At 69.6% G+C, this 23251-nt stretch carries 23 protein-coding genes; 20 read left to right on the forward strand and 3 right to left on the reverse strand.

Features of this window, described 5'->3' with window-relative positions; all coding sequences use genetic code 11:
* Positions 1-531 precede the first annotated feature (531 nt).
* From KGQ19_RS35915 to dctA, 3 genes are all read right to left on the reverse strand, one after another.
* The gene (locus KGQ19_RS35915) at positions 532-972 is read right to left on the reverse strand and encodes a hypothetical protein (RefSeq protein ID WP_212017665.1); all 441 of its coding nucleotides are present in this window, start codon (positions 970-972) and stop codon (positions 532-534) included.
* 93 nt (positions 973-1065) lie between these two features.
* Positions 1066-1365, reverse strand: a complete 300-nt coding sequence (locus KGQ19_RS35920; RefSeq protein ID WP_212017667.1) for a WXG100 family type VII secretion target — start codon at positions 1363-1365, stop codon at positions 1066-1068.
* Between the two features lie 165 nt (positions 1366-1530).
* Positions 1531-2853: a C4-dicarboxylate transporter DctA gene (dctA, locus tag KGQ19_RS35925; protein ID WP_212017669.1), complete on the reverse strand. Its 1323-nt coding sequence runs from the start codon at positions 2851-2853 to the stop codon at positions 1531-1533.
* Between the two features lie 222 nt (positions 2854-3075).
* Between dctA and KGQ19_RS35930 the strand changes: the two genes are divergently transcribed.
* The 20 genes from KGQ19_RS35930 to KGQ19_RS51375 form a co-directional block, all read left to right on the forward strand.
* Complete coding sequence (locus KGQ19_RS35930) at positions 3076-4728, forward strand: sensor histidine kinase (RefSeq protein ID WP_212017671.1); 1653 nt, start codon at positions 3076-3078, stop codon at positions 4726-4728.
* Entirely contained in the window at positions 4725-5405 is a 681-nt protein-coding gene (locus tag KGQ19_RS35935) for a response regulator (protein ID WP_212017674.1), read from the forward strand. Before KGQ19_RS35930 ends, KGQ19_RS35935 begins: the two co-directional genes overlap by 4 nt.
* Positions 5406-5540: 135 nt before the next feature.
* Positions 5541-6299 carry a response regulator transcription factor gene (locus tag KGQ19_RS35940; protein ID WP_212017676.1) on the forward strand — a complete coding sequence of 253 codons (759 nt, stop codon included), beginning with the start codon at positions 5541-5543 and terminating at the stop codon, positions 6297-6299.
* Positions 6300-6651: 352 nt separating this feature from the next.
* On the forward strand, positions 6652-7338 hold the full coding sequence (locus KGQ19_RS35945) for a hypothetical protein (RefSeq protein ID WP_212017678.1): 687 nt from the start codon (positions 6652-6654) through the stop codon (positions 7336-7338).
* Positions 7339-7351: 13 nt separating this feature from the next.
* Complete coding sequence (locus KGQ19_RS35950) at positions 7352-8650, forward strand: CpaE/TadZ family protein (RefSeq protein ID WP_212017681.1); 1299 nt, start codon at positions 7352-7354, stop codon at positions 8648-8650.
* Between the two features lie 124 nt (positions 8651-8774).
* Positions 8775-10103: a TadA family conjugal transfer-associated ATPase gene (locus KGQ19_RS35955; protein ID WP_212017683.1), complete on the forward strand. Its 1329-nt coding sequence runs from the start codon at positions 8775-8777 to the stop codon at positions 10101-10103.
* 8 nt (positions 10104-10111) lie between these two features.
* Positions 10112-11017 (forward strand): type II secretion system F family protein, encoded by a 906-nt coding sequence (locus KGQ19_RS35960; RefSeq protein ID WP_212017685.1) that lies wholly within the window; start codon positions 10112-10114, stop codon positions 11015-11017.
* Positions 11014-11928 carry a type II secretion system F family protein gene (locus tag KGQ19_RS35965; protein WP_212017687.1) on the forward strand — a complete coding sequence of 305 codons (915 nt, stop codon included), beginning with the start codon at positions 11014-11016 and terminating at the stop codon, positions 11926-11928. The genes KGQ19_RS35960 and KGQ19_RS35965 overlap by 4 nt, the downstream gene beginning before the upstream one ends.
* Positions 11929-11941: 13 nt before the next feature.
* Entirely contained in the window at positions 11942-12325 is a 384-nt protein-coding gene (locus tag KGQ19_RS35970) for a hypothetical protein (protein WP_212017689.1), read from the forward strand.
* A gap of 9 nt (positions 12326-12334) precedes the next feature.
* On the forward strand, positions 12335-12817 hold the full coding sequence (locus tag KGQ19_RS35975; RefSeq protein ID WP_212017691.1) for a TadE/TadG family type IV pilus assembly protein: 483 nt from the start codon (positions 12335-12337) through the stop codon (positions 12815-12817).
* Positions 12814-13584, forward strand: coding sequence for a TadE/TadG family type IV pilus assembly protein (locus KGQ19_RS35980; protein WP_212017693.1), 771 nt, complete (start codon positions 12814-12816; stop codon positions 13582-13584). The genes KGQ19_RS35975 and KGQ19_RS35980 overlap by 4 nt, the downstream gene beginning before the upstream one ends.
* Complete coding sequence (locus KGQ19_RS35985; protein ID WP_212017695.1) at positions 13584-14153, forward strand: pilus assembly protein TadG-related protein; 570 nt, start codon at positions 13584-13586, stop codon at positions 14151-14153. The genes KGQ19_RS35980 and KGQ19_RS35985 overlap by 1 nt, the downstream gene beginning before the upstream one ends.
* A 27-nt stretch (positions 14154-14180) precedes the next feature.
* Positions 14181-17504 (forward strand): AfsR/SARP family transcriptional regulator, encoded by a 3324-nt coding sequence (locus tag KGQ19_RS35990; RefSeq protein WP_212017697.1) that lies wholly within the window; start codon positions 14181-14183, stop codon positions 17502-17504.
* A gap of 393 nt (positions 17505-17897) precedes the next feature.
* Positions 17898-18293, forward strand: a complete 396-nt coding sequence (locus KGQ19_RS35995) for a hypothetical protein (protein ID WP_212017700.1) — start codon at positions 17898-17900, stop codon at positions 18291-18293.
* On the forward strand, positions 18287-19216 hold the full coding sequence (locus tag KGQ19_RS36000; protein ID WP_212017702.1) for a hypothetical protein: 930 nt from the start codon (positions 18287-18289) through the stop codon (positions 19214-19216). Before KGQ19_RS35995 ends, KGQ19_RS36000 begins: the two co-directional genes overlap by 7 nt.
* Positions 19209-19517, forward strand: coding sequence for a hypothetical protein (locus KGQ19_RS36005; RefSeq protein WP_212017704.1), 309 nt, complete (start codon positions 19209-19211; stop codon positions 19515-19517). Before KGQ19_RS36000 ends, KGQ19_RS36005 begins: the two co-directional genes overlap by 8 nt.
* 131 nt (positions 19518-19648) lie before the next feature.
* Positions 19649-20137: a hypothetical protein gene (locus tag KGQ19_RS36010; RefSeq protein ID WP_212017706.1), complete on the forward strand. Its 489-nt coding sequence runs from the start codon at positions 19649-19651 to the stop codon at positions 20135-20137.
* Between the two features lie 58 nt (positions 20138-20195).
* Positions 20196-21809 (forward strand): DUF8616 domain-containing protein, encoded by a 1614-nt coding sequence (locus KGQ19_RS36015; RefSeq protein WP_212017708.1) that lies wholly within the window; start codon positions 20196-20198, stop codon positions 21807-21809.
* Between the two features lie 46 nt (positions 21810-21855).
* Positions 21856-22212: a hypothetical protein gene (locus tag KGQ19_RS36020; RefSeq protein WP_212017709.1), complete on the forward strand. Its 357-nt coding sequence runs from the start codon at positions 21856-21858 to the stop codon at positions 22210-22212.
* A gap of 161 nt (positions 22213-22373) precedes the next feature.
* On the forward strand, positions 22374-23251 hold an 878-nt coding region (locus KGQ19_RS51375), incomplete at its 3' end, for a hypothetical protein (RefSeq protein WP_212017711.1).

Consider the following 23251-nt stretch of genomic DNA (forward strand, 5'->3'; position numbering starts at 1 on the left):
CGCGCCGTACGAAACCGCCGCCTACCTGCATGTCCGCCGCGCGCGGACTTTACCCCCGGACACCGGTGCTGTACCCCCCGGGCTGACGACGCGACCGAGGGGAACGGACCGCACCACCCCACAAACCACAGCCGCTGAGCCCTGACCCGACCACCCGAGGGAACCGCGCAAGTTTCCCTGAGGTTGCCGAGGCCCGCCGGAGGCCCGGCCCTTCATCACAGTTTTTGACCTTGCGCTGGCTTACTGGAGTTGAAGAGGCCTGAGGTGCGGCGGGATTGTGAACGCGGAAACCGGCAGCCGACAAACACACCCACCACCCCGAACCCCGAACCGGCACAACTATGACCGAAGGCCGTAAAAAGCTTTGAAAACCCACACCCCAACCGCAACCCGGCCCACAAACTCCAACCCCTAGCAAACTCCACCCGCCAACAGATCCCGCCCGCCGACCGATACATCGCGAACCACATCGCGAACCACATCGCGAACCACATCGCGAAAACTCCCAGGCAAACGTTGCCTGATACAGCACTAGCCCAGGGCGGCCACGATCACGCCGCCGATGACGATCGCCAAGAAGACGCCGCCGAAGACGGCCAGCAAAGCCTTGTTCGACATGGACCGCTGCCCCGGGGCCGACCCGGGGCGCAGGTTGTAGACGGGCAACGGCTCCGCCTTGTGCTGCGCCACCAGATACGCGTGCGGCGTCATCTTGGCGCCCAGCTTCTTGCCGATCCTCTCCGCCGCCGCGACGTCATCAGCATCGTGCTGATAGCCACCGCGGTTGAGGATGATGGCGAGCAGCGCATCGACTTCATCAGCCCGCGCGTCCCCGCCCGCGGCCCAGGCGGCAAGCTGCGCGACCGGGTACCCCCAGTCCTCCAGCTTCCTGCGCTTGGCGCCGCCGAGGTTCTTCAGCCGCGGCAGGACCTCGATGCTGGTGGCCGTCGGCCGGGTCGGGTTCAACGCCATGCTCCTGCTCTCGAACCAGCGAAACGGGCCCCTCCGCAAGGAGAGGCCCGCCGGACGATCACACCCGGCCCGCGGCGCGGGCCGAGCGGAAGGTCACTTGCCCTTGATCGCGTTCGCCAGGGCGGTGTCGGTGTGGGCCAGCTGGTCGGCGGCCGAGTTCAGGTAGTTCACCATGCCGGTGATGCCCTGGATCATCTGGGTCGCACCCTTGGTGAAGTTCGAGTACGACTCGTCGAAGGCCTTGGACGCCTGGTCGGTGACGAAGCCGGACTGCACCAGGTTGGAGACCATGGCCTGCGCCTGGCGCAGGGTGTCTTCCAGCTGCTGCTCGAAGTGCGTCAGCTGACCGGCAGCGGTGTGCATCTCGCCGTATGTGACGTTCAAGTTCGCCATGTCGGGCTCCCCTAAGTTTCGTGCGTCCGCCTGCCGGACGCGTCCCCAGCCGGTCAGCTATTGCTTCCAGCCCCGTGTGAACACCTCAGAGACTGCCAGCCCCGGCCACCGGTTGGCAACCACCCTTAAGGCCCTCACCAGCGGTTTCCCAGAAATTCTGCCCCGTTATGCCGGAATTGCCACCCCATCTGTAACCGGTTCCGGGGAGCCCTCCCCATGCCCGTTGAGCTGGGAAAACAGCCGTTCGCGGTCCAGGGCGTCCTCCCAGCCGGCGATGACGATGGTGCCGACGGCCGTTCCGCACAGGTTTGTCAGGGCTCTGCACTCGCTCATGAACTTGTCGATGCCGAAGATCAGCATGATGCCGGCGACCGGGATGGTGCCGACCGTGGACAGCGTGGCGGCCAGCACGATGAACCCGCTGCCGGTGACGCCGGCCGCGCCCTTCGAGGTCAGGAGCAGGACGCCGAGGATCGTCACCTGTTGGGCCAGGGACAGGTGCACGTCCAGCGCCTGCGCGATGTACAGCGCGCCGAGGGTCAGGTAGACGCAGGTGCCGTCCAGGTTGAACGAGTACCCGGCCGGCACGGTCAGCCCGACCACGTCCCGGCGCACCCCGGCCTGCTCCATCTTGTCCATGATCCGCGGCAGCACGGTCTCGCTGGAGGAGGTGCCGAGCACCACCAGCAGCTCCGGCGCGATGTAGCGCACCAGTTTGAAGATGTTGACCTGCTGGGTCAGCCCGACCGCGCCGAGTACCACGAAGACGAACACCGCCGAGGTCCCGTAGAACACCGCCATCAGCTTGCCCAGGCTGGTCAGCGTGTGCAGCCCGTACTTGCCGACGGTGAACGACATCGCGCCGAACGCGCCGACGGGAGCGGCGTACATGACGATCCCCAGCACCTTGAACAGCACCTTGCCGACCACCTCGATGCCGCGGGCCACCGGCTCGGCCGGCGCGCCGACCAGCTTGATCGCCACCGCCACCAGCACCGCGATCACCAGCACCTGCAACACGCTGCCGGTGCTGAACGCGCCGACGATGCTGTTCGGCACCATGTCGGTGAGGTAGTGCCAGGCGGACTGGGTCTGCCCGGTCTTGATGTAGTCCGCGGCCGCGCCGGTGGCCTTGGGCACCTTGGCGTGCACCCCGGCCCCGGGCCGCAGCACGTCCATCACCAGCAGCCCGATCGCCAGCGCGACCGTGGACAGCACCTCGAAGTAGATCAGGGACCTGATGCCGACCCGGCCCACCTCGCGCAGCTTGCCGACCCCGGCGATCCCGGTCACCACGGTCACGAACACCACCGGGGTGATGACCATCCGGATCAGGTTCACGAAGCTGTCGCCGAGCGGCTGCAGCTGGGTGGCCACCCCGGGCGCGCCGGCGCCGAGGGCGATACCGGCGGCGATCCCGACCAGGACCCAGAAATAGAGCTGCCGGTACCAACGACTGCGGGTCGGCGGCGGTGAGGTTTCGGACATGGGTCGCTCCCCTGAGAACGGCTGTGAACGGCCGGGACGGATGACGGACGCCGTTCACTGTGGGGCAGGTCACAGATCACGTTCGCGGTTACGCGCATTACGCGCATGCGAAACACGCGTTGCCCGAAGCTCACCCCGGCACGGCGCTCACCTAGGCCCGGAGCTCACTTCAGCGGGGCGCTCACCTTGGACGATCACGGATCGTCGGGGACACTGCGGGGCATGCGTCGTGTCCGGAGCCGGTTCAGCATCGCCACCCAGGTGCTGCTCATGCAGTGCGTCCTGGTGCTGCTCCTGACCGGCGCCGGATCCGTCGCCGCCGTACTCCAGGCCCGCGCCACCGAGCACGACGGCGCCCGGCGCCAGGTCCTGTCCACCGCCGAAGCCGTCGCCGGCGCTCCGTCCACCGTCGCGGCGCTGCACACGGCCGATCCGACCGTCCCGCTGCTGCCGGTGACCACCGCGCTGGAGAAGCAGGCCGGCGTCGACTTCGTCGTGGTGATGACCACCGCCGGTATCCGTTTCACGCATCCGAACCCGACGCTGATCGGCAAGACCTTCGTCGGGCACATCGCGCCGGCGGTGGCCGGCAAGGCGTTCACCGAGAACTACCGGGGCTCGCTGGGCCCGTCGGTGCGCTCGGTGGTGCCGATCCGCGACCCGCAGGCCGGGAACCGCGTCATCGGCCTGGTCTCGGTCGGCATCACCCAGCACCGGCTCAGCGCCTTGTTCGCCCGCCAGCTGCCGATGGTCGTCGGGATCTCGGCGGCGGCCCTGGCGCTGGCGGTCCTCGGGGCGTACGCGGTCGGCCGCCGGGTCCGGCGCCAGACCCGCGGCCTCGGCCCGGTCGCGCTGGCCGAGCTCTACGAGCACCACGACGCCGTCATGCACGCGATGCGCGAAGGCCTGCTGCTGTTGGACCCGGCCGGGAAGCTGATACTGGCCAACGACGAAGCGGTCCGGCTCCTGGACTTGCCAGCCGCCCGCGCCGGCCGGACCCCCGCCGAACTCGGCGTCGACGGCTCGCTCGGCGCGGTCCTGGCCGGCGGCGCCGACGAGACCGACGGCATCCACCTCACCGACAACCGGGTACTGACGGTCAACCAGTCCACGGCCCGGCGCGCGGGACGCGACCTCGGCACCGTGGTCACCCTGCGGGACCGCACGGAACTGCAAGCGCTGACCGACGAACTGGCCTCGGTCCGCGGCTTCGCCGAAGCCCTGCGCGCCTCCAACCACGAGGCCGCGAACCGGCTGCACACCGTCGTGACGCTGATCGAGCTGGACCGGGCCAGCGAGGCCGTGCGCTTCGCGACCGGGGAGCTGGCGGCGCAGCAACAGCTGGTCGACCGGTTGCTGACCGAGGTCGAGGAACCGGTGCTGGCCGCGCTGGTCCTCGGTAAGGTCGCGCAGGCCCGGGAGCGCGGGATCGAGTTGGGTGTCGGGGAGGTGACCGCGGTGCGCGAGCTGCCGCTGCCGGTGACCGACGCGGTGACGCTGGTCGGCAACCTGATCGACAACGCGGTGGAGGCGGTGGCCGGTCCCGAGGGCCGGACGCCGAAACGGGTGTGGATCGAGCTCTCCGACGACGCCTCGGGCCTGACCGTCCGCGTCGCCGACACCGGCCCGGGCATCCCGCCGGAGCTGCGCGAGGAGGTGTTCGTGCGCGGATTCACCACCAAGGCCGAGGCCGGGCGCGGGCTGGGACTGGCGTTGGTCGCGCAGATCGTGAACCGGCACCACGGCAGCGTCACGGTGTCCGAGGCGGACGGCGGCGGCGCGGTGCTCGACGTCCGCATCCCGAGGGACGCGCGCATCCCGAGCGACGTGGGCACTCCGAGCGACGTGCGCACTCCGAGGCAGGCCGGCCAGTGATCCGCACCCTGGTCGTCGAAGACGATCCGGTACTCGCCGAGGCGCACCGGGTCTACGTGGAACGCGTACCCGGCTTCGAGGTCGCCGACGTCGCGCGCACCGGCGCGGACGCGCTGCGGGTGCTGGCCGCGCGGGAGGTGGACCTGGTGCTGCTGGACGTCTACCTGCCGGACATGACCGGCATCGAGCTGTGCCGCACGCTGCGGGCCCGGGGCGACGCCACCGACGTGATCGCCGTGACCTCGGCCCGGGATCTGGCGACGGTCCGGGCCGCGGTGTCGTTGGGGATCGTGCAGTACCTGATCAAGCCGTTCCAGTTCTCGACTTTCCGGGCCCGGCTGGAGACCTACGCCGAGTTCCGACGGGCCGCCGAGTCCGCGGACGCCAGCTCCGGCGCGCTGCAACAGGACGAGCTGGACCGGATGCTCGACGGACTGCGTTCCCCGCGTCCGGCCCAGTTGCCCAGGGGGCTCTCGGACAGCACCCTGGCCGCACTCGTCGGGATCCTGAAGGCCGCCTCGCCGTTAACGGCCGCCGAACTGGCCGACCGGGCCGGGGTGAGCGCGCCGACCACTCGCCGCTATCTCGAATACCTGACAGCTCGGCGGCTGGTCTCAGGGCAGCCCCGCTATGGTGGTCCCGGGCGACCGGAAACCGTCTACCAATGGTCGGGCTGAGAGTGTCGCCGGCGGGGTGTGAACGTTCCCACAGGGTACTCGTCAGCATCTATTCAAGGGCCACCACACCCCCGTTGACAAGCCCGTCTATCCGACGTTGAGCAAATGGTGAGCCCGGCGGCGGACAGTGGGGGTATGCGAGTTCTCATCACCGGATTGGGTCGGCGGCGCAGCCGGACCCTCAGCAGCGGTCTGACCGCGCTGGGGTTCGACGTGCTGGACGCCTCCGACGTCACCGGGGCCGGGCCGCTGCGGCGGCTCCCGGACGTGGTGCTGCTGGAATGCGGCATCGTCGACCGCGAAGTGCTGGCGTTCTGCCGCCGGCTGCGCACCGAGCTGCAGGCCCCGATCATCGCCGTCACCCATCGCGTCGACATGGGCGCGTGGCTGCGCGGTCACGACAACGGCATCGACGACTACGTGGTCCAGCCGTTCGGACTTCAGGAACTGGCCGCACGTCTGCGCCTGGCCGTGGCCCCACCACGACCGCCGCTGACCCCCGGCCCGCCCCGCCGCATCGTCGCCGGCCCCTTGGTGGTCGCCGAAGATTCGCGGACCGTCACCGTGCACGGCCAACGCGTCGCGCTGCGCCCGAAGGAGTACCAGCTCCTGGTGGTGCTGGCCCGGCAGGCCGGGACGGTGCTGGCCCGGGACCAGTTGATAGCCCGGCTGTGGCCGGCCGGCTGGGACGGCGCCGAGCGGTCACTGGAGGTGCACATCGCCTCGCTGCGCTCGAAGCTGGCGCTGCCCGGCATGATCGCGACGGTGCGCGGCGTGGGCTACCGGCTGGTGACGCCGGAGTCCTTCCTGCGCCTGAGTTCGGAGGCGGTGCGGCAGCTGCGGGAGGAAGCTGCGGGCCGCGAGCGACCAGTAGCAGCGGCGGCTGCGGCCTGAAGCGGTTGACTGTGAGACAACCGCACTGCCCCGATTTCGGCCGCACTATTGCGATTCGACAACGACTGCGCCCTTGGTGATCCACGATTCAACGACCGCCGCGACGCCGGGACCCCCGACGTCGCGGCGGTCGTTTTCACGTGTGGTGAGCGGCTGACCACGGGAACCCCGGACCGATGGCGCGTGAACAGGTAAAGATCGCAAAACGGCCCTCCCCGGGTGCCGTGAAAGGCGGTTACGATAGCCGCTCGCAGGGGGATGGCGAACCGTCCAACGCCGCATCGACTCGGGGGATCCGACCCCGACTCTGCGTTCTGCGATGCGGCCTGACGCGTAGGCGGGGAAGACAGCTGTGAGCAAGGACCGAACGACTCCGGGCGCCCCGGCAGCGGGCGCGGCTTTCGGCGGCCGGGGGGTCGCGGCTACCCGGCTGCCCACCGCGCCGCGGGAGCGAAAGCCCGCACTGGCCGCCCTGGCCGTGCTGCTGATCCTGGCCGGGGCGCTGGGGACGATGTTGTTGGTGACGCAGTCCGGGCATCGGGTCGACGTGGTGCGGGTGGGGAACACGACGATCGCGGCCGGGTCGAAGCTGGATGCCGGCGACTTCGTCGAGACCAGCGTCGCCCAGGACAACGACATCCATTACTTCAAGTGGAGCCAGCTCAGCGCGCTACAGGGCCAGACCACGTACAACACGCTGGTCAAGGGCTCATTGCTGACCAGCGACATGCTGACCGACCAGTCGAGCGTCCCGGCGGGCGCGACACCGGGCAACACGCTGATGGGCGTCCAGGTCAAACAGGGGCACTACCCGACCGGGCAGATGTACCCCGGCGACCAGTTCACGCTCTACACCGAGACGGTGACACCGGGCCCCAACGGCCAGAGCGGCACGCCGACTTGGACCCAGCTGTGCACCGTGACCCTGGTCAACCGGGACAACGCGGACACCATGACGGCGACCATCGCCGTACCCACGGACAAGGTGACGGCGGTCGCGAACGCCAGCGACCTGATGCTCACCAAGACCTTCGGGTAGGGCAGCCCACTAGATGTCTCTGATCGTCCTGGCCTCCGACAAGGGCTCCCCCGGCGTCACCACGACCGCGGTGGCCCTGGCCGGCGTGTGGCCGCGGCGCGCGGTCCTGGCCGAGTGCGACGCGGCCGGCGGCGACCTGGTCTACCGCACCCCCTCCGACACCGGCGCCCCGCTGAACCCCAACATCGGCATGCTCTCGCTGGCCACCACGGCCCGCCACGGCCTGTCCGCGCACCAGCTCGAACAGCACGTACAGCGCATGCACGGCGGCCTGGAACTGGTGGTCGGCCTGGCCACCGGCGACCAGTCGGCAGGCCTGGCGGGCCTGTGGCCCTCGCTGGGCCGGGCCTTCGACTCGCTGCCGGAGACCGACGTGATCGCCGACTGCGGCCGGGTCGACGCCACCAGCCCGGCCCTGGACCTGATGGCCGCGGCCACGCTGGTGGTCCTGGTGGCCCGCACCTCGGCCGAGCAGATCGCGCACGTCCGCGACCGGGCCCTGTCGCTGCTCCAGCGGGTCGGCGGCGGCACCGCGACCGCCGGCGGCGGCCTGGGCGTCCCGATCGGCGTGGTGCTGATCGTCGACCCGAAACAGCGCGCCCGGGTCACCGCCCAGGTGGACGAACTGCTGCGGAACAGCGGTCTGCCGGTCAAGGTGATCGGCACGATCGCCGACGACCCGGACGGCGCCGACCTGATCAACGGCCGGGGCCGCGGCCGGCTGGACCGCACGCTGCTGATCCGCTCGACGCGGGAGGTGGCGCTGGAGCTGTACCGGTCGCACACGGCTTCGCAGGGTTCCGCGATGGCTGGCGGGCAGCCGAGCGGCGGCGGGCAGCCGATGCCCGGTGGCCAGCCGATGCCGCAGCAGCAATACGCCGCGCCGCCGATGCGGCCGCCGATGCAATCACCGGTCGCGCCGCCGATGCCGCACCAGCAAGCGCAGCAGTTCGCACCGCCGGCACAGCAGCCGGTCGCACCGCCGATGCCGCCACGGCAGCCGGTCGCCCCGCCGATGCCGCAGCCGCAGCAGCAGCCGACAGCACCGCCGATGCCGCCGCAGCCCACGGGATACGTGCCGCCTGCCCAGCCTCCGCAGGACATGGCGAAGCAGCCGATGTTCCGACGCGGCCCACAGCAGCCCACAGTCTGGCCCAGCGAACAGCCTCCTGCTTCAGCCCACGAAGGCTTCACCTCGGTGACCTTCGGCGGCGACGCGGACCAGGAGACCAGCTTCGACCGGCTCCCGCCGCGCGATGAGATCACCGGCCAAGGCGGCCACCGCGCCGGTCCGCCGCAAGGGGGTCAGTGATGCCTGCCCTCCGCCGTACCGGCCCTACCGGATTGTGCGAGTTCACCCCCTCGTCCCCGTCATCCCAGCGCCATACGCTGGTCTCACGACTTCACCAGAACCCTGACACCCGAGGAGGCCGCTGATGGCGTCACCCGTCGACCACGGCCTCGTCAAACGGCTGCGCCAGGACGTCGGCGACCGGCTCGCCGACCAGCGCCGCGCCGACCAGGCCTCGGGCCTGCCGCCGATGACCGGGGAGGACGAGCGGCAGTTCGCGCGGGCGCTGGTCGCGCAGGCGCTGGAGGACCACGCGCGGGCCGAGATCACCTATGGCCGCACGCCTCCCAACGCCATGGAGGAGGAGGCGCTGGCGGCCGCCGTGCACGCCGCGCTCTACGGCGTCGGCCGGTTGCAGCCGCTGCTGGACGATCCGGAGATCGAGAACATCGACATCAACGGGTGCGACCGGGTCTTCCTGGGGTACGCCGACGGCCGGGAGGCCGAGGGCGAGCCGGTCGCCGACAACGACGAGGAACTCATCGAGCTCATCCAGGTCCTCGGCGCCTACTCCGGCCTGTCCTCACGCCCCTTCGACACCGCGAACCCGCAGCTGGACCTGCGGCTGCCGGACGGCTCGCGGCTCTCGGCGGTCATGGACGTCACCCGCCGCCCGGCGCTGTCCATCCGGCGCGCGCGGCTGGGCAAGGTGTTCCTGCGCGATCTGGAGACCAACGGCACCGTGCTGCCGGAGCTGAGCGCGTTCCTGCGGGCGGCGGTCACGGCGCGCAAGAACATCATGATCGCCGGGTCCACCAACGCCGGGAAGACCACGCTGCTGCGCGCGCTGGCCAACGAGATACCCGGGCACGAGCGCCTGATCACCGTGGAGCGCGCGCTGGAACTGGGCCTGGACCAGTTCCCCGAGCTGCACCCGAACGTGGTCGCGTTCGAGGAGCGGCTGCCGAACTCCGAGGGCCACGGCTCGGTCTCGATGGCCGAACTGGTCCGCCGCAGCCTGCGCATGAACCCCTCCCGGGTGATCGTCGGCGAGGTCCTGGGCGATGAGATCGTCACCATGCTGAACGCCATGTCCCAGGGCAACGACGGCTCGCTGAGCACCATCCACGCGAACTCCTCGCTGGAAGTCTTCAACCGCATCTCCACCTACGCCCTGCAGTCGCGCGAGCGGCTGCCGGTCGAGGCCAGCCAGATGCTGATCGCCGGCGCCATCAACTTCGTGGTCTTCATCACCCGCCGCAACTCCTACCACCGCGGCGGCACGTTGCAGCGCATGGTGACCTCGGTGCGCGAGGTGAACGGCATCGACGGCCGCGTGCTGTCCTCGGAGATCTTCATCGAGGGCCCGGACGGCCGCGCGGTCCCGCACGCCCCGATCGCCTGCATGGAAGACCTCGCGCAGGTCGGTTACGCCGGTCCCCTGCAGACCCACCACGCTCCGGGATGGAGGTGAGGCGGCAGATGGACACCGCTGTCTTCAACCCCGCCACGTTCGCGGCCCTGGGGGTCGGCGCGGGGATCGGTGCCGCCGTCGCGCTGCTGGTCGCGGCGATCCGCGGCTTCCCGGCCAAGCCGGAGCAGACCGAGGCCGCGCGCTCGGCCGCCGACGTCATCAAGTTCCTGTCGACCCGGGCCGCGGTCGCGATCGTGGTCGGCACGCTGGTGCTGGCCGCGACCCGCTGGCCGACCGCCGCGATCGCCTCCGGGATCCTGGTCTTCTTCTGGAACCAGCTGTTCGGCGGGCTGGCCGCCGAGCGCGCCGCGCTGGCCCGGGTCGAGGCGCTGGCGAGCTGGACCGAGAGCCTGCGCGACACCATCGCCGGCGCGGTCGGCCTGGAGCAGGCGATCCCGGCCACGGCCCGGGCCGCGTCCCCGGCGATCCGCGAGAACCTGCACACGCTGGTGGACCGGCTGCGGGCCCGCATGCCGCTGCCGCAGGCGCTGGAGTACTTCGCCGACGACATGGACGACGCCTCCGCCGACCTGGTCATCGCCGCGCTGATCCTGAACTCCCGGCTGCGCGGCCCGGGTCTGCGCGAAGTGCTCGGCGCGTTGGCGCAGTCCTCCCGCGAGGAGGTCGACATGCGCCAACGGGTGATGGCCCAGCGCAGCTCGACCCGGCGCAGCGTGCAGATCGTGGTCGGGGTGTCGGTCGCGGTGGTGCTGGCGCTGGCCGTCTTCAACAAGACCTTCGTCCAGCCCTACGACTCGGTCACCGGCCAGATGGTGCTGCTGCTGGTGATCGGGCTGTTCGCGGCCGGATTCTTCTGGCTGCGCAAGCTGTCCTCGATCCAGACCCCGGCACGCTTCCTGCAACGGGCCCGCGGTTCCGGAGTCCCTCCGGTGCGGGACGGTGATCCGCGATGACCTATGAGGTACTGGCCGGCGCGCTGGTCGGACTGGGGCTGTTCCTGCTCGTCAGGGCCCTGATCCCGAGCAAGCCGGACCCGATGGCCGCGGTGGCCCGGATCGACGCGCTGCGCCAGCACACTTCGCTGGCCCCGCAACAGGAACAGGCCCCGCCCAAGGGCCTGGCCAAGCTGCGCGCGGACCTCGGCGCGTCGGTGAACGAGTTCTACATCCGCCAGGGCTGGCAGATCCGCTCGCTGCGCGCCGACCTGGCGATCCTGGACCGCTCGGTGGAGCAGTTCCTGGCCACCAAGCTGCTGTTGGCGGCGCTGGGCATCGTCTTCGGGCCGTTCGTGTTCGCCGCCTTCTACATCGTCGGGCTGCACCTGACGCCGACCGTCCCGGTCTGGCTGGCCCTGCTGTTCGGCGGGGTGTTCTTCCTGCTGCCGGACCTGGAGGTGAAGAGCCAGGCCGCTGAGAAGCGCCGCGACTTCCGCCGGGTGCTCGGCGCCTACCTGGACCTGGTGGCGATGAACCTGGCCGGCGGGCGCGGCCTGCCCGAGGCCCTGATGTCGGCGGCCGAGGTCTCCGACGGCTGGGCGCTGCGCCGGATCCGGGACGCGCTCACCGACGCCCGGGTCACCGGGATCTCGCAGTGGAACGCGCTGTCCCAGCTCGGCGACGCCCTGGACATCGACGAACTCAAGGACCTCGGCGCGGCGCTGGCCCTGGTCGCCGAGGACGGCGCGAAGGTCCGCGAGTCGCTGTCCGCCCGCGCCGAGACGATGCGGCACCGCGAACTGGCCGAGATCGAGGGCGCGGCCGGCGCGAAGTCGCAGTCCATGCTCGTGGCGCAGATGCTGCTGTGCGCGGGCTTCATGGTTTTCCTCCTGTACCCGGCGATGGCGCGGGTCATGGGCTCTATCTAGGAGAGGCAGAAAGATGAAGACCCAGGTCATCACCACCGAGTACACGGGCCTCTGCCCGGTCCAGCCGTGGCAGCGGGTAGTCGCGGCTTCGCAGGGTACTGCTACTTTCACCGGCACCGCCGAGGCCGACGAGGCCGACGCCGTCGCCGGACCGCAGGCCCGGGGCACCGCGCCCCGCAAGGCCGCCGACCGCGGCGCGTCCGCCGTCGAGTGGGTCGTCATCACGGGCATCGTGGTGGCGATCGTGGCCGGCGTGGGCTGGGGTATCAGCAAGGCCATCTCCAGCAAAGCCGACCAGGCCTGTAACCAGATCGCCAACGCCGGCAACGGCGATCCCGCCGGCGGCAACGGCGGCACCACCGGCGGCACTACCGGCGGCAGCGGCTGCGCCAAGTAACGGGCATACATGACTGACGGGGTGCAGGACGGGGACAAGTCGCGGGGCGGACCTTCGCTGCGCGACGACCGCGGCATGACCGCGATCGAGTTCGTCGTCCTCACCCCGCTGCTGTTCCTGCTGCTGATGCTGACGGTGCAGTTCGCGCTGTACCTGTTCGCCAAGCAGGCGGCGACGGCCGCGGTGCAGGGCGGGGCCCGCACGGCCCGCGAGGAGGCGGCCTCGAAGGGCTGTGACTCCACCTCCGGCAGCTGGCAGCAGGACGCGGTGGCCGCCGCCGTGTCCCGGGCCCAGGCCCTGGGCGGGCAGCTGGTCCTCAAGCCGACGGTGACGACCGGCTTCACGATGGACCCGAACCTGAACGCCGACTGCAAGATCTCGCTGGTGCGGGTGGACCTGCACTCGAACGTGCCCTCGGTCTTCCCCGGCTTCGGGCTGACGATCGACGTGCACGCCGGCGGGCCGTTGGAGCAGCCGGTGAGGCACCCGTGAGCGGCGGCAGCCACGCCTTCGGCCGCGCCCGGGGCGGCGACCGCGGCGGGGACCGGTCGCCCGGCCCGGCCCGCGTATGCCGCCGGGCCCGCGCATGCCACCCGGCGCCCGAACGCCGCCGGGCCCGCGACGCCGGCGTGTCCTCGGTCGAGGTCGTGCTGATGACCCCGCTGATCGTGATGCTGATCCTGTTCATCGTCGCGCTCGGGGTGATGGTCAACGTCCGCAGCGAGGTCGAGGGGGCGGCGCGGGACGCGGCCCGGGCCGGATCGTTGCAGGGCACCGGCCAGGACGCGGCGGCCCAGGCCCAGGCCGCGGCCGACGCCGACCTCGGCACCCGGTGTCAGGGCACTGCCACGGTCGACAGCTACTACGTCCCGCCGGTGGGCAACGGCGGCGGCTACTACAAGGTGACCGTGTCGTGCACCGTGAACATGTCCGGGTTCGGCGTGTTCGGCGCGCACCAGACCTTCAGCCAGACCTTCGCCGCGCCGATCGACCCGCTGCAGAACTTCCACCCCGGCAACGTGCCGACCTCGTCCGCGCCGGGACCGGCGCCGAGTACGCCGTCGCCGACGAACACCCAGTTCTCGGCGCCGACCTGGCTCACCCCGAGCGAGGTACCGACCGGCGGCAGCACCAGCACCGTCGGGCAGACGCCAGGCCCCAGCGGTACCGACTCGCTGCCGACGACGCCGACCACGCCGAGCCCGACCACGCCGCCGTCCAAGACGAAGCCGAGCTCGTCCAAGAAGCCGGGGCACTGATGGGGAGCCGTCTGGAGGCAGCGCGCGAGCACCTGCGCAGGAGACTGCCTGAGAGCCTGCGAGAGGACCCGGGCAAGGGCCTGCGCGAAAGCCTGCGCAACGATCGCGGGTCGCTGGCCATGGCCGTCGTCATCTGGGCGCCGGTCGTGGTGCTGCTGATGGCGTTCCTGGTCGACGTCGGGCTGCTCATCTCCGACCGCACCCAGGCCTCGGACCTGGCCGACCAGGCGGCGCGGCGGGTCGCGCAGGACATCGACGAGGGCTGGCTGAAGACGCACAATGTCCGCGGGCCGAACGGCGAGGACCCCGGGATCAAGGTCAACGTGGATCCGAAGACCGGGGACTGCGTGCCGGACGCCAGCCAGTACTTGCTCGACAACCAGATAGCGGACACGAAGATCACCTCGTGTCAGGTCACCGGGAATCCGACGGCACAAAACCTCTACGTCAATCCCCGGATAACGGTCACACTACAAATGCAGTACAAGCCGCTGTTCGTCGGTTTCGCCCTCAAAGGTGACACTACTGTCACCGGGACGGGATCCGCGACTCCGGTCATCCCGAAGTAGCACGAGCAGGAAAGGGGGCGCGGACGCATGGCGCACGATTCAGACCGGCAGTACCTCGCGCCGCAAGGGCCGCCGCCGGGCATGACACAGCACACTCCGGTCGCCCTGCCGCGGCAACGGAGCGCGGCCAACGTCCTGACCGGTCTGGCCGCCTTGCTGGCGTTGCTGGTGCTGGTGATCGGCGTGCCACTGGCGCTGGCGTACTTCGTCGGCTGGCCGCTCCCGCACTCCATGCCCTCGGGCAACCTGCTCAGCGCGAAGATCGACACCAAGACCTTCACCAACGTGCTGGCGATCCTGGTCTGGCTGGCCTGGGCCCAGTTCTCGGCGTGCGTGCTGGTCGAGGCGCTGGCCGCGGCGCGCGGCATCGGGATGCCCGGGCACGTGCCGCTGTCCGGCGGCAGTCAGCTGCTGGCCCGCCAACTGGTCGCCGCGGTCCTGCTGATCACCGCCTCGGCCGCCTCCTTCGCCCCCGGCCTGTCCTCGCTCGGCCGCACCCCCAGCGACGGTCCGCACCGGGCCCCGGTCGCCGTGACCCAGGTATTGCAGCAGGGCGCCCGCGGCGACGCCGCGATGCCCGCCGGCGGCCCGACCCAGCGCGCCGCGACGGGCATCGACGCCCGCGCCGCGACCGACATGAAGGCCACCCCCGCCAAGGGCGCGACGAAGTTCTACCGGGTGCAGCCGCCGGCCGGCCGGCACCACGACTCGCTGTGGGAGATCGCGCAGCGGCACCTCGACGACGGCCGCCGGTACCAGGAGATCTACGAGCTCAACAAGGACCGGGTGCAGCCCGACGGCTCGATGCTGACCAAGGCCTCGCTGATCCGGCCGGGCTGGATCCTGGAGATGCCGGCCGACGCCCACGGCGGGGACCTGGTCGCCGACCCGGCGGCGCCGCAGACCCGGCCGTCGATGGACGCCGGGATGCCTTCGCCCACGAGCAGCGGCGCCGCCCACGACGCGCAGAGCGCCGTGCCGGGGGCCGGGGTGCAGGCTGGAACGCAGGGCGGGGCTCCGGCGGCGACGCTGGACGGTCGCGCCGGCGGTACCGGGGGCGGCGCCGGTGGCGTCTCCTCGATCTCGGCGGTCTCCCCGGTCTCGGCCACGGAACAGACGATGAACCTGGCCGCGGTGCCGAGTGAGGCCGCCACGATCGGCCGGGCGGCCGCCGCGGCGCACCTGGCCGGCGACGGTTCGGGGCAGCGTTCGGACGCGGTGCAGATCATCGCCGGGGCACTGTCTCAGTTCTCTCAATCGCAGCCTCCGCCGTCCCGGCACGCGCCCTCGCCGCTGTCCCAGTCGCCGCACCAGGCTCCGCACCAGTCACCCACGTCTCCGGCGCACGTGAACATCCCGGCCGGCGGCCACACCGGCAGCGCGGCGCAGCACAATCAGACGCAACACGATCAGGCGCACCACAATCAGGCCCCTGACAGCAACCAGTCGCCGTTCCGGCTGCCGCTGGAACTGGTCTCGGCACCGCTGCTGGCCGCCGGGCTGCTCGGCGCGCTGGGCCGCAACCGGCGGCGTCAGCTGTGGAACCGGTCCGTCGGCCGCCGGCTGACCGGGCCGGGCGACGCGGCGGCCGGGGCCGAGGAGGCGATCCGGCTCGGCGCCGGGCTCGGCGACGTGCGCTTCCTGAACCAGGCGCTGCGCGAGCTGTCGGCGTCGCTGGCCACCGCCGGCCGTGAACTGCCGCCGGTGCAGCTGGCGAACCTCACCGAATCAGGCCTCGAACTCCGACTGGCCGAGCCGGTGGAAGCCGCGCCGAAGCCCTGGCACACCCGGCCGGACGGGCTCGCGTGGTGGGTGGCGCGCACCGACGTGGGCTCGGTCGCCAAGCGGGTCGTGGAGGCCGCCGTGGCGCCGTGCCCGGGCCTGGTGACGGTCGGCGCCATCGGCCCGGACGCCGCCACCCGCGTGCTGCTGGACCTGGAGGCCTCCGGCGGCGTGATCTCGGTGACCGGGCAGGACGCCATGCGGCGCGCGGTCCTGGCCGCGATGGCCGTGGAGCTGCTGACCAACACGTGGTCGGACAAGATGACGGTGACGCTGGTCGGCTTCGCCGGCGACCTGACGACGCTGGCCCCGGGCCGCGTCCACCAGTCCCCGACCCTGGAAGAAGTGCTGCCGGGCTTGGAGACGGAGCTCATCGAGCGCCGCCGCGGCCTGGCCGAGGCCGGCCTGGACTCGGTCCTGGGCGGCCGGCTGGGCATGGTCGGCGGCGCCGGCTGGCCCCCGCACTTCATCATCTGCGCGAACCCGGTCTCCAACCAGCTCGCGTCCCGCCTGGCGCGCACCATCGGCGACCCGTCACGGCTGGGCATCGGCTACCTGATCGCCGGCGACGTGCCCGGCGCGACCTGGAAGGCCAGCGTCGACGCGGCCGGCCGGCTCCGGCTGCCCGCCCTCGGCCTGGAACTGGCGGCCCAGAACCTCCCCGACGACCAGTACCAGTCGGTGCTGGCACTCTTCGAGGCCACCCGCGACCTGGACGGCGAGCCGATCGTCCCGCTGACCGCGGAAGCGGCGGCTCTGGAAGCGCAACTGCGCGTGACGCCGACCGTCTCCGTCCGCCTGCTCGGCGACCTGGAGATCACCGGCGCCTACGGCGAACTCGACGAAGACCGCGTCGAGCAGGCCGCCGAGGCACTGACGTTCCTGATGCTGCACCGCGACGGCGTCCATCCCAGGGTCCTGACATCAGCCCTGTTCCCACGCGGCGCCGGCAACGAGATCGGCGACCAGGTCCTGCACCGGCTCGGCACCTGGCTCGGCGTCGCCCCGGACGGCACCCCGAACCTGGTGACCCTCCCCGACGGCCGCCTGACCGTCTCCCAGAGCGTGCGCAGCGACTGGGAGATGTTCAAGAACATGCGCGCCCTGGCCGACCTCGACCCGCGCTACCAGGACCCGAAGAACCGCGACCAGGTCCTCGGCCAAGCCCTGGGCCTGGTCCGAGGCCCACTACTGGCCCACCGCGAGTCCAATCGCTACGGCTGGCTGGCCTACGAATCGGTGGAGGCCGAAGTCCCGGCGATGATCGCGGACACCGCCGTCGAACTCTGCGAACTCCGCCTCACCCTGGCCGACCCCGAAGGCGCGATAGACGCCGTCCGCAGCGGCATGCGCGGCTCACCCTCCGACGAGGAACTCTGCCGCGCCCTCCTGCGAGCAACACACGCGACCGGCGACGAAGACCGCCTCCGCGAAGCAATCACCGCCATCGAACAACAAACCCGCGAGGTCCACGGCGGCCGCGGCCTGCACCCCAAAACCGAAGCCCTGGTGGACGAACTCCTCCCCGGCTGGCGCGAAGGCCACGAAGTGGCGGCGGTAGGGGCCTAGGCCGAACGCGCCGAGGTATCTAGAGTGGGCGGGCGGCCGAGCCGCAACAACGGGATGACTAGGGGGAACGCAAGGATGGTGCTCATGAAGCAGGGCAAGGTGTACAAGGGCCTCATCGGCGCCTTCGGGGCTTGTCTGCTGGTGGCCGGGTGCTCGAGCTCGCAGAAGCCAGCCGCTTTGTCACCCGTGGGTGGGAGCGCTACGGGGACTGCGTCCGGCGCTTCGAGTTCGACGGGTACGCCTACGCAGGCGGCTACGAGTAGCGCTTCCAGTTCGGCCAGCGCCACGACGAGCAGCAGTTCCGTGGCTCCCGCACCGTCTCCTATAGCCAGCTCCAGGCCAGGCTGGAACTACACGGCCACAGTCCCCGCCGATCAAGATATCGCCGGGGCGATGGCCGCGTTCCAGAACTACCTGTCGTTGGAAAACACGATGGCCACAAAGGTCGAGCACAGCAACGACATAGTGAAGTACGCGGACGGCAATGTACTGACGCTCATCAACAACTACGTGACGGAGGAGCGCCAGGGCGACTTCGCCGATACGGGCACCGAGTACATCAAGGTCACCAACGTCGCGAAGGACACGGGTAATCCGCCGATCGTGACCATCACCGCCTGCATTGACGACACGAAGTATTACCAGGTCACCACTTATGGATCGAGGAAGGGACAGGTTGCCGCCGCGGCGCCCACATCCCCATCCCCATCCATCTTCAGGGTCCACAAGGGCAGCGACGGAGTCTGGCGCGTCAACGCCGTGACCGCGGAGGTGAAGGACAAATGCTGACCACATTGAGACGACGAGTCCCGGCTGTCGCCGCGGTCCTCGCCCTGATAGCCAGCCTGGCCATCGCCACGACCATGACCGCTCCCAAGGCGCGCGCAGCGGACTGCACGTGGGAACCGGGCCCCAGGGGTAGCACCATCTGTGTCATCCAAGGCCAGACCCCGGGCGGCAAGGACCCCGGCAAGAAGGGCACCGGCGTCGACATCAACTGCGACGCCGCCGGCAACATCGTCTACAACGGCACCACCTACCGCTGCGCACTCGGTATCTGGTCCTTCAGCGGCGGCTGCTACATCACCGCGGTCGTCCCCCAGCCGCCGACGAACGATCCCATCTGGGGCACCGACGACCCGGCAACACACCGACTCCAGTGGGAGGACTGCACCCATATCCCGCCGACCCTGGTCGGGGCGATCAAGATCGTCGGCCCCTGCGACGGTTACTGTGGGGGCGACGACCCGGTTGTGCGCATCACCAAAGAACTCGAGATCGCCAAGCCAGACCTCGGAATGGCGCCTCCCGGCGGTCCCGGCGCCACCGGCATGGTCAACGAGAACGTCTGGCTCTGGAGCAACGGCCTGGACACCTCCACCCAGATCCGCCGAGCCGCCAACGTCGTCGGTACCCGCACGTTCGTCTCCGCGGACTGGGTCGTCACCCGCACCACCCCGTCTTCCGGAACCATCGCGACGCTGCACTGCACATCAGACAATGAATACACCGCCGCAGACGGCTCGGCCCCGTCGCCAGACCCGGCGTGTGGGTTCCAGTTCACCGCGCCGGGCACCTACACCGTCACGGTGACGACGTCCTGGACACTGGTCATCACTCAGGACGGCACACAGTCCACTACGCAGAACGTCACCAGCACGCCGAACACTACGAACATCACCATCAACGAGGGCGAGAGCACCAATGGCTGACCAGCTGGCCGTGGACCTCGATGCCCTCGACGACTTCGGGTCCCAGCTCGACTCGATCAAGAAGCAACTCGACTCGAGCCGTGACACCATCGACTCCTACGACGACGCATACGGCTCCGACAAGATCCGGGACGCGATGCACCACTTCGAGTCGCACTGGCATGACGGCCGCAAGCATGTGGAGGACAGTGCCGGAGTGCTGGCCAACATGGCACACGAGGCTGTGAAGTCCATTCGCAACAGTGATCAGGACTTGGCCAAGAAGCTGAAGGACGGCGTACACCAGCAGGCCGCGAAGTGAGCGGCGGTCCTGCGCTCGACGCGGGAGTCGGTTTCTCCTTGCGTGTCCCGCCGAACTGGTTCGAGCTGGACGTACATCCCGCGACCCGCGACGCCTCAGCCCGACAGACAGCGCGCCAACGGGTCGCCCAAGTGCCAGAACTGCAGACACGCCGGTCCGAGATCACCAAACTACTGCGCGATCAGGCCGCTGCGGCCTGGGATGCCGGCGCGGTCTATTGCGCCGGCATGATCGAACCGGTCCTGGACGGCGTCCTCCCCGCCACCGTGACCGTCTTCCTACTTCCCGGACCGCTCGGTGCGAACAGCGACGAGCCGGACCGCATCGAAGCTTTGCTGCCGGCTCTCACGCCGAAAGAGGCGAGAGACGAGAACGACACCTGGACCCGCGTCCAGGCTCTCACTATCGAGGGCTGCGGCCAGGCTGCTCGGAGCTACGGCGTTGAGGACGTGGAGCCGGAGCCCGGCAAACCGATACGGGTCGCACAGATGCAAACCTTCATCCCCATACCGCGAGTGAACCGGGTGCTGCTGGTGTCGTGCAGCAGTCCGGCGATCGCGCTGGCGGAAGGGCTGTTCGATCTCTTCGACGCTTTGACGGGAACATTGCGGTTGGCATAGGAACCGTTGGGCTTACACGCGATCGTAAGTATTCGGACACTCTGGGGGGAGTACAAGCATGGCCCGTCCCACCGACTGGGACATTTTGGATCTGGATCATGATCCGACACCGGGCGACCCTTACCTGGTGCAGGAGATCAGCCGAAAGATGCGCGACATCGGCGACGAGGCCGAGCGAGCCGCGCGCGACGTCCGCGGCTTGGCCGGTGACAATGCGGTGATGGGATGGATCGGGGCGTCAGGGGATGCGTTCCGCGACCACATAGGTAAGTTTCCAGGGCAGTTGGACAAGGTCGCCACCTCGCACCATATGTGTGCGGACGCGCTGACCCGGTTCGGCAACGCGCTGGATGGTTTCCAGTCACAAGCTGACAGGGCTTTGGCGCAGGCACGGCCACTGCGCGACCAGATCCAGCGGATCCAGAGCCAGCTGGCCTCGGCACACACCGATCTTGATTCCTCGAACAGGGGTGTCACCGCGGCACAAGCGGCAGCCACGGTCGACCCAGCCCACATACACAATGCGATTCAGGCGCAGACCACGGCTCAGAACACGGTCAACACCTTGAATTCACAATTGTCGGGTCCAGCGTCACAGTTGGAGGGCTTGAAGAAGCTCGCGGCGCAGGCAGAGTCGCTGCGGCACGCCGCCGAAGACACCGCCAGCACCAAAATCCATGCTGCCGCCGATGCCGGGATCCCGCCGGACTCGTTCTGGCACAAACTGGGTGAGGTCGCATCGGCTCTGTGGCACGGGCTCGTGATCGTGGCGAAGATCGTCTCCATCGTGGGTGCGATCGTCCTGATGGTGGTAGGCGGACCCCTCTGGTTGATCGTCGCGGTCGTAGCGGCCGGCGTCATCATCTTGGCCGACACCCTGTACAAATACGCCAACGGTAAAGCATCCCTATGGGATGTGGGCTTGTCGATTCTGGGGTGTATCCCCATCACCAAGGGCATCACGTCACTCGCGGCCCTGTCCGATGCCTTCCGCGCCGGAGGTCTCCTCGGCGCGGGCCTCCACCTCGGCGGTGCAGCCCTGGGCACGGCCAAGGACATGATCTCGGGCATCACCGCCCTGTTGCGGGCCGGCAAGAATCTGCCGACGATCGCAGTGGCCGCGGGCAAGATGTTCGGCGAGGGCAACGACGTCGTCAAGTTGTCGCTGAAGGCATTCGCCGATGGCCGGCCCGGGTTCACGCTCTTCAACGACGCGGACCCGCTCACGCAGATGATGCAGAAGATCAAACCTATAGAGGGATACTTCGATGTCGGGGCACACGGCTATCCTGATGCCATCGGCTATCAGTTTCGGGGCGCGCTTGACAACGCGGTCGAACGCAACGATCTCAAGAACTGGCTCAACCTGAGCCACGACAACCTGGCAAACCTGATCAGAAACAACGGCTGGGACGGGAAGTCGCCCATTCGTCTACTATCCTGCAGTACCGGCAAGGCCGCCGACGGGTTCGCACAAAACCTCGCCAATAAACTCGGCGTGCCGGTCCTGGCCCCGAATGACGTGCTGTGGGTTCGGGCAACGGGGCACACCGAGGTCGCGCCGGTAGCCCCGAGCGTCCTGAAGATGATCGCCCAGGGCAAGAACGTCATGCTACGACCAGATAGGCTGAACCTCGGTTCCTTCGTCACCTTCTTCCCGAAAAAGCCGTGAGCCGAGCGACTGGCCTACCTTGAATCAACACGAAAGAACCGCAACCATGCCGACAGCCACACCACCCCGTCGTCTGGGTTCTCCAGAGGATGTGGACTTCGAGCTCGTCCAGGATGTCATCCCCGTCGAAGCACGGCCATCGATCGTCAGCTACATGGAACGCGCTTCGGTCCTCGTAGCCGGCGGTGGGTACTGGACAGATCCGTACACCGGCAGCGACCTGCCATATGCGGAAATGACCGATGGCACCTACATCTGGAGTGCTCCATGGGCGTTCCTGGTAGGCCGGTACGGAGTTCAGCTTCCTGCAGATTTTCTGGCTCATATGCAGGCATTGGAGTTCGAGCCACCGGAGATCTCCGACGAGGAACTCGACCAGATCGGTGATGCTGAGGGCTTGTAGATCACAACCACCCCAGAGACGCCGACCTCGGAGTCCCGCGCCTGCTTCAGACAGCTGGCGCCAATACGCGTATGCCCCCGCGCGCAGTCCCGGGTACCCCTGATATCACTGTTACAGCGCCGTGCATCGGACGGGGCCCGCAGGGGACGAAGGGAGCCGCCGTGAGCGCAGCGGATGAGCGCCTGTGGCGGCCTGAGGCGCCGGTTCCGTTGGCTCGGTTGTGCGTGTGGGTCACTCGTGGGGGTGCTCCGGCGGTGGTGCGGGATCCGGCGGTGGGGTCCGGGGTTTATGTCATCGCCTCCACGTTGGCCAGTATTGATGTGGCGGATGCGCCGGGGGGTGCTCGGGCGGTGGCGCCGGGGGCGGCTGATGCTGTGTTGGCGTTGGTGCCGGCGCATCACGGGTTGGTGGTGGACAAGGCTTCGGCGGATCCGGTTGTGGTGTCGGCGGCGGTGGTCGATCAGTTACGGCCGCGGCGTATTCCGTACGGGACTGAGGCTGATGCCGCCTTCCACTTACCGCCGCCGCACGTGACCGCGTATCTGGCCGGGATCCGGCGGGCTGCCAAGCCGGCCGGGGCGGGGCGGATCACGGCGACGTGGACGCTCTTCCCGGACAGCGTGCCGGCGCTGCTGCTGATCGTGAAGCCGACGCGGAAGGCGGACGGGAACGCGGCCCTGGACGCCGTCTACCAGGCCGTGCGGGAGTTGGCGCCGCCTGAGACGGTGCGGGTCGTGGATGCCGGCACGCTCAGCCGGGGCCAGATGTTCCGGACGCTCGGTGGCCAGCGTCTGGTCGAGTCGCCCGCGCCGGATCCGGATCCCTACGCATGGCGCGACCGTGGCGAAAGGGGTTATGGGGACGGGGGCCACGGTGGCGCCCGGTCCCGCGCGTCTCGCCCGTTCGCCGGCTCGACTCCCGGTGGGGGAACGGCGTCGGGCTCGGGCTCAGGGTCCGGCACCGGCACCGGCTCAGAGTCAAGCTCAGCGTCAGGCACGGGCACGGGCTCAAGCCCCGGAGCCGAGCACAGCCACAACCC

It is taken from the genome of Catenulispora pinistramenti (genome assembly GCF_018274385.1).
GTDB classification, from domain to species: domain Bacteria; phylum Actinomycetota; class Actinomycetes; order Streptomycetales; family Catenulisporaceae; genus Catenulispora; species Catenulispora pinistramenti.